At 50.3% G+C, this 12,416-nt stretch carries 12 protein-coding genes; 5 read left to right on the top strand and 7 right to left on the bottom strand.

Annotated features, from left to right (window positions below; genetic code table 11):
- Nucleotides 1-29 precede the first annotated feature (29 nt).
- On the bottom strand, nucleotides 30-1,100 hold the full coding sequence (gene queA / locus ACMGGP_RS03210; RefSeq protein ID WP_010671194.1) for a tRNA preQ1(34) S-adenosylmethionine ribosyltransferase-isomerase QueA: 1,071 nt from the start codon (nucleotides 1,098-1,100) through the stop codon (nucleotides 30-32).
- 103 nt (nucleotides 1,101-1,203) lie between these two features.
- On the opposite strand from queA, the gene ACMGGP_RS03205 reads away from it, so the two are divergent.
- From ACMGGP_RS03205 to ACMGGP_RS03195, 3 genes are all read left to right on the top strand, one after another.
- Complete coding sequence (locus ACMGGP_RS03205; RefSeq protein WP_064689916.1) at nucleotides 1,204-1,785, top strand: ACP phosphodiesterase; 582 nt, start codon at nucleotides 1,204-1,206, stop codon at nucleotides 1,783-1,785.
- A gap of 207 nt (nucleotides 1,786-1,992) precedes the next feature.
- Nucleotides 1,993-2,805, top strand: coding sequence for an inositol monophosphatase family protein (locus ACMGGP_RS03200; protein WP_064689915.1), 813 nt, complete (start codon nucleotides 1,993-1,995; stop codon nucleotides 2,803-2,805).
- A complete protein-coding gene (locus tag ACMGGP_RS03195; protein ID WP_158131959.1) occupies nucleotides 2,806-4,062 on the top strand; it encodes a histidine-type phosphatase in 1,257 nt (418 codons plus the stop codon).
- Nucleotides 4,063-4,395: 333 nt separating this feature from the next.
- Here ACMGGP_RS03195 and ACMGGP_RS03190 read toward each other — a convergent pair whose 3' ends face one another.
- The 6 genes from ACMGGP_RS03190 to ACMGGP_RS03165 form a co-directional block, all read right to left on the bottom strand.
- Nucleotides 4,396-4,683, bottom strand: a complete 288-nt coding sequence (locus ACMGGP_RS03190) for a helix-turn-helix transcriptional regulator (protein ID WP_010255342.1) — start codon at nucleotides 4,681-4,683, stop codon at nucleotides 4,396-4,398.
- A 104-nt stretch (nucleotides 4,684-4,787) separates the two neighbouring features.
- Nucleotides 4,788-5,525: a fimbrial biogenesis chaperone gene (locus ACMGGP_RS03185; protein WP_010255341.1), complete on the bottom strand. Its 738-nt coding sequence runs from the start codon at nucleotides 5,523-5,525 to the stop codon at nucleotides 4,788-4,790.
- Nucleotides 5,525-6,814, bottom strand: coding sequence for a fimbrial protein (locus ACMGGP_RS03180; protein ID WP_022626130.1), 1,290 nt, complete (start codon nucleotides 6,812-6,814; stop codon nucleotides 5,525-5,527). Before ACMGGP_RS03180 ends, ACMGGP_RS03185 begins: the two co-directional genes overlap by 1 nt.
- A 10-nt stretch (nucleotides 6,815-6,824) precedes the next feature.
- Complete coding sequence (locus tag ACMGGP_RS03175; protein ID WP_010255338.1) at nucleotides 6,825-9,308, bottom strand: fimbria/pilus outer membrane usher protein; 2,484 nt, start codon at nucleotides 9,306-9,308, stop codon at nucleotides 6,825-6,827.
- An 18-nt stretch (nucleotides 9,309-9,326) separates the two neighbouring features.
- A complete protein-coding gene (locus ACMGGP_RS03170) occupies nucleotides 9,327-9,998 on the bottom strand; it encodes a fimbrial biogenesis chaperone (protein ID WP_010255337.1) in 672 nt (223 codons plus the stop codon).
- Between the two features lie 38 nt (nucleotides 9,999-10,036).
- Entirely contained in the window at nucleotides 10,037-10,591 is a 555-nt protein-coding gene (locus ACMGGP_RS03165; RefSeq protein ID WP_010255336.1) for a fimbrial protein, read from the bottom strand.
- A 436-nt stretch (nucleotides 10,592-11,027) separates the two neighbouring features.
- Between ACMGGP_RS03165 and ACMGGP_RS03160 the strand changes: the two genes are divergently transcribed.
- Together ACMGGP_RS03160 and ACMGGP_RS03155 are read left to right on the top strand one after the other, a co-directional pair.
- Nucleotides 11,028-11,906, top strand: coding sequence for a winged helix-turn-helix domain-containing protein (locus ACMGGP_RS03160; protein WP_498798129.1), 879 nt, complete (start codon nucleotides 11,028-11,030; stop codon nucleotides 11,904-11,906).
- Nucleotides 11,899-12,357 (top strand): YqeJ family protein, encoded by a 459-nt coding sequence (locus tag ACMGGP_RS03155; RefSeq protein ID WP_010255330.1) that lies wholly within the window; start codon nucleotides 11,899-11,901, stop codon nucleotides 12,355-12,357. The genes ACMGGP_RS03160 and ACMGGP_RS03155 overlap by 8 nt, the downstream gene beginning before the upstream one ends.
- Nucleotides 12,358-12,416 lie beyond the last annotated feature (59 nt).

Here is a 12,416-nt window from a genome sequence, read left to right as displayed (position 1 = left end):
TCAGTCGATTCCGGCTATCGGTTAATAAATCAGTCGCCCACTTTTTCCAGCGGCGCCTGCGGATTTTTGCTGATAAACATCGCGTCGCCATAACTGAAGAAACGATATTGCTCAGCCACGGCTGCGCGGTACGCGGCCATGGTGTGCTGATAACCGGCAAACGCCGAGACCAGCATAATCAGAGTCGATTCGGGCAGATGGAAGTTGGTGATCAGCGCATCGATCACCTGATACTCATAGCCCGGATAGATGAAAATCTGGGTATCGTCGAAGAACGGCGCAATCAGGGCATCCTGACTCGCTTTGGCGGCGCTCTCCAGCGAACGGACAGAGGTGGTGCCGACAGCGACCACCTTATTGCCGCGTGCTTTACAGGCCAGCACCGCATCAACAACCTCCTGCGGCACTTCGGCATATTCAGCATGCATGTGATGCTCTTCGATGGTGTCGACGCGCACTGGCTGGAAGGTTCCCGCACCGACATGCAGCGTCACAAACGCCATCTCAATGCCCTTCTCTTTCAGCGCCTGCAGCAGCGGTTCATCAAAATGCAGACCGGCGGTCGGTGCCGCAACGGCACCCGGCCGGGCACTGTAAACCGTCTGATAGAGCTCGCGATCCGCCTCTTCATCCGGACGGTCGATATAAGGCGGCAGAGGCATATGGCCGACGCTGTTGAGGATGTCGAGCACCGCGCGCTCATCATCAAACACAATCTCAAACAGCGCATCGTGACGCGCCACCATCGTCGCTTTGACGCTCTCGTCTTCGCCCAGCAGCAGTTCTGCTCCCGGCTTCGGCGCTTTCGAGGCGCGCACATGGGCCAGCACACGCTTGTCGTCGAGCATCCGCTCCACCAGCATCTCGATTTTGCCGCCACTGGCTTTGCGGCCAAAGACGCGCGCCGGAATCACACGGGTGTTGTTGAACACCAGCAGATCGCCCGGATTCAGCTTATCCAGCACGTCGGTGAACACACCGTGCGACAGCGTCCCGCTGGGACCATCGAGCGACAGCAGACGACAGCCGCTGCGCTGCGCCTGGGGATAGTGAGCAATCAGGGATTCGGGCAGTTCAAAAGCAAAATCGGCGACACGCATGAAAGAGTTTTTTCTCAGGCAAAAACAGGCGGCACAGTTTAGCGGAAAATCGACCAATTCTGAACAACTGGCTGCGCAAAGGCAGTTCAGCCTATAATGCGGCATGAACTTTCTTGCTCATCTCCATCTGGCTAAGCTGGCCGACAGCTCCTTACTCGGCAATTTAATGGCCGATTTTGTGCGTGGCAACCCGCACCAGCACTGGTCTGCGCCCGTCGCGGACGGCATTCTGATGCACCGTCGTCTCGATGTGATGACCGATGCGCTGCCGGAAGTGCGCAGCGCCCGTCAGCTATTCCGTGCCGAAACCTATCGCGTGGCACCCATTACGCTGGACGTCATCTGGGACCATTTTCTGGCCCGGCACTGGCAGCACTTCACGCCCGGCCAGACCCTGGTGCACTTTTCTGCCGCCGCCGAGCGCGAGATCATGCCGCAACTGACAGACACCCCCATCGAGTTTCAGGAACTCAACGCGGTGATGTGGCGCGAGCGCTGGTTTGAGCATTATGCCCAGCCCGCGCGGCTGGAGCGGGTGCTGCACGGCATGGCCAGCCGCCGTCCACGCCTGGCGGCCCTGCGCGACTCCTACCACGATTTCACGCAACACTATGATCAGCTGGAAGCGCTGTTTTTTGTTTTTTATCCGCGTTTAATGGCGCTGGCGACCAGCAGAACCCTGTAAAACACGATCCTCTGCTGCCGGGCTGGCGGACGCCAGCTTTCGTCCGCCGGGAAAGCGCCTAACCCGACCCCCGCATCATCTTGCCATTGCTGCCTATCTGCGGCTTAATGAAGCCTTTCTTAACAATAGTTAAGTAAATATCACAGCCAGACCGCCTGTTCAGGCGTGCCTTCCGTTCGTTTTGACCAAAAGACATAAGAGGAAAAGATGTCATCCGCTTCGCATTCTGAAATTGACGCGCGTTACCGTTACGCCTGCGACATCGCCCGTGCGGCGGCCAGCCGGGCTTATTCGTGGTATCAGCAGCGTCAGACACTGGTGGTGGAACACAAAAGGGATTTGCAGGACGTGGTCAGCGAGGCTGATCGTAACGTTGAGGCATTGATTAAGACATTAATCGCTGAGCGCTTTCCTGACGATGCTGTCTATGGCGAAGAGAGCGGCGGTGAGGTTCAGGGCGCGCCCTTTATCTGGGTGGTCGATCCCATCGACGGCACCGCCTGCTTCGTCAACGGCCTGCCTAACTGGTGCGTCTCGCTGGCGGTGGTCTGTGACGGCGAACCAGTGATCGGCGTGGTCTGCGATCCCAATCATCAGGAGCTGTTTCACGCACGAGCAGGTCAGGGTGCGTGGGTTAATGAGAGCCGTTTGCAGGTTCATAGCGCGACGCATCTCAACGAGGGTTTGCTCGGCATCAGCAACTCCAGTCGCACCCCTGCCGAAAGCGTCTCGCGCCTGATTAGCGGCTTAACTGAACAGGGTGGCATGTTTATCCGCATCGGTTCTGGCGCGCTGACCAGCGCCTGGGCGGCCGCCGGGCGACTGATTGGCTACTATGAAGCGCATATGCATCCCTGGGATAGTCTGCCGGGCATCGTCCTGATGCGCGAAGCGGGCGGCGTTACTAATGATTATCTGCGCAACGAAGGACTCAAAAACGGCAACCCGGTGTTGCTGGCCAATGCGACTCTTTATCCAAAAATCAAAGCGCTGACCGATAATCGCGCGCTGGAGGAGTAAATGACGCTGCCAGGCCTGTACCGCTGCGCGCTGATCCTCTGTTCTCTCTGGCTGTTAAGTCCGGTGTCACAGGCGGCGGATTACCAGCTGGAGAAGGTGGTCGAACTGAGCCGTCACGGTGTCCGTCCGCCCACCCCCGGCAATCGTAAAGAGATTGAAGCCGCCAGCCAGCAACCCTGGACGCAGTGGACCACCGCCGATGGTGAGCTGACCGGTCATGGCTACAGCGCGGTGGTCAATAAAGGACGCTGGCAAGGCGAGCACTATCGCCAGCTCGGCCTGCTGGGCGCGGGCTGTCCTGATGCGGCACAGGTCTACGTGCGCGCCAGTCCGCTGCAGCGCACCCGTGCCACGGCCGCAGCGCTGACTGACGGGGCCTTTCCCGGCTGCGGCGTGCCGGTGCATCACGTAGCGGGCGAAGTCGATCCCCTGTTTCAGAGTGAAAAGCTGACGATCACCCAGAGCGATCCTGCTCAGGAGCTGGCGGCTAAGCAGCAGAAAGCGGGCGATCTGGCGCGGCTGCAACAGCAGTTGCAACCCGCCATTCAGCAGCTGAAAGCCGCCGTCTGCCCGCCCGCGACTGACTGCCCCCTCTTTGATGCGCCCTGGTCGTTCCGGCAAACCCGTAACGGCAACACATACGTTTACGGGCTGAGTGTGATGGCAAGCATGGTGGAGACGCTGCGACTGGGCTACAGCGAAAACCTGCCGTTGGACCAGCTCGCCTGGGGACACATCACCTCGGCCGCGCAGATCACCACGCTGCTGCCGCTGCTGACCGCAAACTACGATCTCAGCAACGACGTGCTCTATCAGGCACAGCGCCGTGGCTCAATATTGCTCAACGCCCTGCTGGAGGCGATTGCTTCCGATAGCGCGCCGGGCCGCTGGCTGATTCTGGTGGCACATGACACCAATATTGCGATGGTGCGCACCCTGATGGGCTTTAGCTGGCAGTTGCCAGGCTATTCACGCGGCAACATTCCACCGGGCAGTAGTCTGGTGCTGGAGCGCTGGCGCGACACCCACAGCGGCGAACGTTTTTTGCGGCTCTATTTCCAGGCGCAGAGTCTGGATGGGATTCGTCAGCTGCAACCGATTGATGATAAACATCCGTTATTACGTCAGGAGTGGCATCAGCATGACTGCAGAATCACCGATGTCGGCCTGCTCTGCCCTTATCAATCCACGCTGACTCAGCTACGAAAAAAGCTGGATAACAGCGCTGTGCTGCCGGTTTCGGTTATATTGCCCTGAGTCTGTGGCTAATCAAATTCAGGCCGCAGCATCAACGCGGCCTGAATAATGTTAACCGCTGTTAATTAACGCCATTCCGACCTTTTCTTATTTAAATCGCCTGACTATCAGCGCCACTCGTTTTGTTTTACGATAGACCCGTCAATCATCCCTTTATTAACTATTTTCCTGTAATTCTTGAGTATTTCGGCGACTGGTTTCGCCGTTTTTTATTTCTCTCTTTCTGTCTTCTCCCCCTGTGCCCATGTACCCACACGCGCTCTCGCCTGAAGCTACATACCCGGCCTGGAAAATAGTAAGGTTGAATTTAATTGCCTCCTTAAAATCAACCTGTTAATCCCTTACCTGCTGATTACGGGAGTCAGGAACACTTCGGCGCAGAATACTGAATTCCGCGGCACTGTCCTGATATATCGATCGATTCCCCAGATACCACATAATAAATTCATTATTGTTTTTTACTCCTATTTTCCTCATCACCCTTCTTTTGTAATAACTAACGGACTTCTCAGTCAGCCCTAACCATTCGGCTATCTGCTTCAGGGTCATGCCGGTCATAAAGAACCAGGTGACAGCGACTTCATTCTCAGTAAATGACATGCAGCGTTGGGTATTATCCATAAACGTCACAGTTCCTCCATTGCTTAAAACGGATTAAATAATGTTGTAAAAGCTGTAAACAGCGTTATTCTGCCAGTCTGGAACCAGCGTATATTAGGTGAAAACTAATTCAGGTTTTTAGTGAAAACGGCCTCTTTTCCGACGTCATCGACCAGCGTGTATTCAACGGTCATTTTTTTATTTTTTATTACTTCAGGCAAACTAAAACCTTTATTGTCATAAGGAGCAATCATTCTGTCCATGCCCAGTTTTAGTGACTGCTCTCCAGCCAATGACGTAACTTTTAATGAAACAGGCGTCACAAAATAGGGCGTAGGATTACTCAGCTCGAGTGAATGACCGTTGTCGGCAATGCGGACGTTTATAGCGCCGCCAATACTGTTAATGTCCATACTGCTATTGAAAGGCCGATAGGTAATTCTCAGCTGGGTGTTTAATCCGACTTCTATTTTATTGGCCGTTTTCTCCTGCTGAGAAGATTTGACACCCGGAATTTCATAGAGATTTATCCAGAATACGGACTCACGATCACGGGGTAAATCAAGTATTTTTTCCGTCGGCAGTATCTTAAGGTTCAGAATTTTACCCGGTGTCATCCTGGCGACTGCTGGAATAATAGCAAAAGGGTAATTTTTTTCTTTATTAATATCGCCGGCGCTTCCATCATCAACCCAGCTCTGAAGTAACACCGGCGCCTGACTGTCGTTGTTGACGATGAGCAGGCGCCTGCCGCTGTCCTTGCTGCTGAACAGCACCCTGTCCTGCAACGGCATAATCGTGGCATGGAGTTCCGCCGCATTAAACAGAAAAATAAAACTCACCCAATATAAAAAATATCTCATCACCAGTACCTCACAATAATATGCGCCGTCGCATCTATTTTCCCAGGCGTGACAGGTTTTGCGGGGTCAACGATGCCATAGAATGCGAAATACTGAGACGTGATATCTACCTGAGTGGGGGTATTTTGAGAACGCGAGATTTCCCCATCCAGAAGAGAAAACCAGCCTTTTGTATAATCATTAGTGTATGCGTTGGTTATAAATCCGACCGTCTTACCGGCAACAGACACACCTATGCCGACGTTTGACGCATATCCATCCTGTCCATAATTATCCGATAACGCATAACGTGACCACAAAACGTTGTTCCCGGACATAGGATGATCAGTGCTGAATGCGACCGAAATTTTATCAGGTCCAACACCTGCATTCCGGTTGATAAAGCCATTAACGAGCGCCCCACCGCACCGATAGGTTACAGTAAAGTCCTTACCTATTGTTTCAAAATCAGACTTCAACGCAGTGACAGTGACTGGCGGTAAAATGACAGGATTTGTATAGCTGTAGACGCGACATCCCCAGGGCGTTTGCACGAACGTGTTTGCCGTAGAGTATTGCATCCCAAAGCCAATCCAGTTCCAGTTACTGAACCCGTCCCAGTTCGTGTTACTGTCAGCACCTGGGATAGTGATATTTTTTTTGTCGTTCCAGCCCGGCCCGACAAAAACCGTATAGCCGTTGGGCTGGGGACAGGTATATGCAATACCGCTGGCGGAATCATCCGCAGGGCCATTACATCCCCAATGCGCAACCGGATCGCCTCCTCTCATTGTGGATGGTAAGCGGTAAATTTCTGCCGTCACACCGCTGAAGTCACGGGCATAAAAGTTGAGCTTGTTACCCTCCCGGTGCCCTTCAATTGGTGAATGCTGCCAGTACCTTGAGAACACCTTACCGTCACTGTCACGAATCAGTTTGATGCCGATAAAAGGAAAATAGGTCTGATAGACGCCCTCTCCCGCGCTGATATTGCCCCCCACGTTACTGTCGCCGTTAGTGGCAAAATACTCATAGGTCTGTCCCTGATCGGCAAGATCACAGGTGTATAACAGCTGGTTCTCCCCTTCAGGCAAGGATTGAGCCTGCCCTACCGTGGCCGTAGTGGAGCCAATCAGTCCAGTTGGCATAAACTCCGCGGGCTGAAGTTTTATTGAACCAAAAATCAGAGGCACACCGCCTTTACTGTCATCGCCCTGTCTGGCTTTATAGACAGGCTGGCATGTGGCGAAGGCTGACGATGTAAAAAACGCCACGATCGGCAGGGAAAAAATGACTGCATACTTTTTCATGCATAAGGCCTTATTGACAGACTGCGGTAATATAATTCAGCGCTTTCGTGGACTGAGTATCTACAGGCGTATAACGGATGGTGCACTGTTCATCGGGCGCGCTGCCCCACCGGGCGGTCAGTGTCTGACGGTTTTCCAGCCGCAGATAGGTATTACCGGCCTGGCTTACCGTTGCAACGTTATTTCCACCAGAATCGAAAATATCTGACCCCAGGGGGACATAGCTGCCATTCGCCCGCCTGAGCTGCATCATGACCGGTATGCCCTGGCGCGTTTTGAAGACCACCCGGTTGACGGAACCCGCGTATGGCGTCACAACGTGCTGGCTGTCAATAATATCGACATCCGCGGATGCCCCTTCCGGCGCATCAAGGTTGATGTTGTTACGTCTGTAAGGCATCAGCGAAGGAACGATTGCATAACCTGAACTGTCGATTTTAATGTTCTGGCCATTGAGTACCGTGGCGCCCTCTGCCCCTTTTGCTTCCACAATGGCAAACGTGTTACTCACGGTATGCCCCAGTGTGATCCCGCCACTGTGCAACGCGATGGCACCGCTCATCGAACCGGATGCCTGCCAGTTTCCCGGAGATTTTGAGACCGTTCCACTCACGTTGGCTTTGGGCAGAATGGTCGCCAGATTCAGACCCGAACTGTTTCCTGAGCGGTCGCGACTGTAATTCACACCCCACTGGGTCGTGTTGTCTTTACCTGCGCTGCCGGACAGCGAGGTCTGGTAGCTGTGTTCACTATTACTATTGATGTATGACGCAGACAGGGTTGTATTACGGGTATCACGCCCGATAGGCACAGAAAAATTCAGCGCAAACTGGGTGTCTTTGTAATATTCCTTGTGCCGTTTTTCGTCAGGTACTCCCCATCTCTGCGCGTCAGAAATCCGGGTGCGGTACTGTCTGGAAATACTGAAATCCATGTGAATGCCGTAAGGCAATGCCGTGTTGTATCCCACCTGATAAGAGGTGTCTTTGTTTCGTCCGTCATAGTAATTTTGCGATGAGCCGGAAACGTAAATGCTGCCCAGTGAACCTAGCGGTTGGCTGACATTGAGCTGAAGACGGTTTTTTTGCATGTACGTTCCCCCCTCCACCGACGACAGCGGGGTGTCCGAGTTGTTCAGGGCAACGATATCCTGAAGATCCCGGTAGCCACGGGTGGAATACCGGTAGCCGGCAAAACTGATGGTGGTGCCAACCGGACCCAGCGTTTTACTGTACTCGGTATTCACCATCCACCCCTGCGTGGCGCTGCCATTTCTGAGTCGCGCATTGGACCAGGTTGCAGAAGAACCGAATGCACCGAGTGACGAAGAATAGATGGCCCCACCGCTGGCCGCCTGATAACCACTGCCGATACGTAACCCGCTGTTTGCCGTTACCGCATTAGAAACGCCATACTTGACGGAAAGCTCGGTAAACTGGTTGTCACGGCTGTAATCATTGATCTCGCCGGCTGAAAAGCTATAGTCCAGGCGTCCGGGGCGGACGGAACCCGGTAGTGTAGAGTAAGGTACTGAATACTCAGTGAGGCTTCCGTCACTTTCCGTCACCCTGACATTGAGGTCTCCACCGTAGAAAGCCGGTGCCAGGTCATCAATTCTGAAGTTACCCGGTGGAACAGTCGTCTCATAGATTTTGTATTTTTTTTGAAAGACTTCGACTTTCGCATTGGTTCTCGCTGTACCTCTCACCGTCGGCGCATACTGAACCATGGAAGGGGGTAACACGCGGTTATCGGTCCTGAGACTTACACCGGTAAAACCGAGCCCGCTGAATGCATCAGAGCCCGAACTGAGCTGGCCTAGCAGCAGCTCACTTCGCAGTGACGGCAAGCCCCGACTGGCGTACAGGCGTGAGGAGTGCCATCTGGACCCAAAACGGTTACGGTTGAAATTCCCCTGCTGCCGGAACTGCCACTTTCCTGCGTTAAAGCCGCTGCTAAGTCCAACATACGTCGAACTCACTCCGCCTGTATGGGTGCTATGTGACTCATACTGGTTGACCGTGTAATTCGAAAATAAGGCGGTACTGCCTGCCTCAAACTCACTTGAGGGAATATAATCATCCGGACGGTATACCAGCAGAGACTGAGGCACAGTAATGTTTACCCGCAGAGAAGAAAGGTCGGGCGAAGTCTTTACCTCCGGCAGAACAGCTTCAAGCGCGTATTTTCTGTCATTAACCAGGGCTTCTGGCTTCTTTTTAAGAGGTAAACTGTTGATAAACTCACCTGTAAATAACGGCGTCAGCGACTTACCTTTCCGTTCAAAAGTCAGCGACTTTTTTGAAAATAATTTATTGTTTATGTAAACAGAAACGTCATATTCACCGGGGTTATAAAATGTGTCTTCTCCTGACAATGCGGAAATATCGCTCAGGCCGCCCGCACTGAGCATGGCGGGGCTGAATTCATATTCTTCCGCATAAATAGAAAACGAGCAGAGAGAAATAAGCAGGTAATAAATTCTGATTTTCATTTTCGTAACAACATCACATCATTTATCTTTAATCAGGAAATTTACTGGCGTGCCATAATCATTGATCATCACCGCATTAAGCGGACCACTAAGACGATCGCCCTTGAGGACTGCGGAATAATCGTCACCCGGCAATAGCGTCAATTTTTCTGCCAGGATCCGCTTTCCATTGCTGATATCTCTGATGGATAGAATATTCGGCGATTTGTTGCTGATCACTAAAGCTCCTCCCTGCAATCGGTATGAAACTTTATTTTCATCTTTCGAAGAAAAAGCATTGACTGCAGCCGGTCTGTAAATAACTTTCAGCCGACTCCGGATGATGATATTCAGCCGGTCATCGTCATTTTCATTTTTCCTGACGCCCGGAATCTGAGTAAAGTCCAGATAAAAGAGCGACTCTCTATTCTGAGGCAACTCACTGGATAACAGTTTAACTTTTACCGTCTGCCCCCCTTTCTCTTTAATTTTAAAAACAGGCGGCACGGCAACAAAATCTGGTTTGTCTTTATTATCCGATTCAACCTGAACAATAAACGGATTGTCACTGGTGTTATCAAACATAATGGTCTTCTCAAGCGTACCCGCCATCACAATACGCGAAGCATTCATGACTACCGCAGCCTGAGTTACGCCACTGATTAAAAAAAAGAAAACTGAAATTATTTTCAGATAAGTCACAAGTTTCATAATTTATTCCAGCCCCGCGAAAACGCGGGGCGCAGTTTTTAAAGATAACTGATAGCGTACTGAACGGTCGCTTCAACCTTACCGGCTGTTGCAGCCCCACCGGTAGCAATATACCGAGCGGTATACTGTGCTTCTCCGCTGGTTTCATTCGGATTGAGCGAGAATGCCTTAGCAGTTGCTTCGCCTGATTTTAAATCAATGACATTATTGTCAGGGTCCAGTAACTGAATCGCGACGTTACTTGCCGGAGAGTCAGTTGCAATATTTTTCAGGTTACCGGAAGCATCAACATTGGATGATGCAAAATGAATTTTAATGTCCTGAGTCGCTGTTTTAGGATCCGTACATCCTGTCAGCTTCATGCTGAAATTTGTGGGTGTAGACGTATTCCCCGTCGCGGAAAGATCGCTGACCTTTGCCGTCTGCAGCAAGATAACAGGTGCAGCTGAAGTTGAATCGTTGACGCTGACGTTACACGTCTGGGCAGAAACTTCACCTTTGAAGCGGATACTGTTTTCCTGTGCTGCATATACACTGCTGGCCGATAATGCGGTCAGGGCAACGAACCCGGTCAATAAAGTTTTTTTAAACATTCCAGTACTCCTTGAAATTTTTTTCTGTTAATAGACATGCTGACTGATGCCTGAGTAAATAAACCAGGAGAGAGAAAATCCAACATGGTTAATACTGTCAGGGCACTTAAATTCATAGACACAATTAAGCCAGCGAAAGCATCTTACGAGCGAAGTGAGATAAACACACCTTTGAATTTCTCTAATCTTGTTTAAATTTATATGAATTTTATATTCAATATTATCTTCATAAAAAACAATGAGTTACTTGCAGTACCCACATAAAAAATCATGCAAAACATAAAAATAAATTTGCAATAAAAAGATGTGATATACTTATTTAAACTGATCTGATTAGCTTCAGGCTTACAATTTTTCTATTTCACAAAACTTTCACCTGCGTATTAGCCGTATGTTTTATGCGGGGTCTTTATTTCTTTCACTGGTGGAGAATGCTTTGAGCAGAAAAATCACTCTTAACAGTTTTCTGATATTTGAACCGGATAAAAAAAGAATTACCGGCAGGGGCAACCCGGCGGTTATCAGCGCATCCGCATCACTGTGTCTGGAACTTCTCATTGATAATGTAGGGCAACTTGTCACACATCAACAGTTCTATGACTATGTATGGCGTCGGTTTGGTACGGAACCGGCCTCAACGACTCTTTATCAGAATATCTCGGCGCTGAGACGCGCGCTGAATAAAGCCGGTCTTCAGGAAGATATCATCCGGACCATGCCGCGGAAGGGGTTTCTCCTTTCTCCACAGACAACCGTTGAGAGAGAAAGTCTTTTTTCCTTTACATCTGTCAGCACTGAGTCGGAAAGTGCCCATTCTCTCTCCGCCGGCGGCAATGAAATGCCAGAGCACAGCCTCCCTGATGAAAGAATGAGGAATACTCAGAATGAGCAAAAATCAGATTCTGAAAACAAGATTTCTTCATATTCACCCCTGACACAACATCCGTTTTTTTCAGCTTTTTTTAAGTCAAAAAAAATGATGATCGCAACCTTTATGCTTTTTTTGGCACTTTTTTTTTCGTCTTTTTTATATTTCAGATCCGGACCGAATCATAATGACACTGTGTTTATTTACAGCACTAACTACAAAGGCTGCATAATCTTCAATAATGCGGATGGGTGGCTGATAAAGGATGAGGTGAAGGAACAGGTTGATGAGATGAAATTAAATTGCAGTATAGCACCTTATATCTACCTTACCGCATTCAAACATGCAGACAGTCTTTCTTATTTTAACTGCGAGCATCCGTTGAATGGACATGTCAGAGCAAATTGCCGTTCGTATTACTTTGTGAAGAAACTGAATAATGATTAAAGTTATCCTCCTGATTATCTTGTGCATTGTCATCTATTCTTTCGCGCCATTCAGCAGGAACGGTGAAAACACCATTTCTTGTACAGCTGATGTGTCCTATCAATGGAAGCAGGACCGGATGGACTTACTTATTACGCAAACCCTTCTTGACGGAAAAGGCGTTCTTTCAATGTCTGGGATCTTATATGATAAAAATGAAACAAAATCTTATCTGAGTAAAACGATTTCATTTTCATACTTACAGAACCAATTTTTTTACTACTTCAGGTCTGAGCTGATCATGAACTCCCCTCAGATGACGATGAGCCTTTCCGATCAGAAGAAATGGTTACCCGACTTTTTTACAGATAACAATATGCCGCTGGTACTCAAGATCAGGCCTTATGGTAAAGATGCCTGGATTTTTTATGCCGAAAACACACCGCTTTTCATCTGTGAGAGAAGCAATTAACGGCCAGGCTGACGGGTAACTACACGCGGACTCTGCATTCGACTGAAGCGGATCATAAA

Source organism: Curtobacterium sp. BNK-1 (genome assembly GCF_048685235.1).
GTDB lineage: Bacteria > Pseudomonadota > Gammaproteobacteria > Enterobacterales > Enterobacteriaceae > Pantoea > Pantoea agglomerans.
The sequence above is the reverse complement of the archived record's forward strand: the minus strand, read 5'-3'. Positions and strand labels throughout refer to the sequence as shown.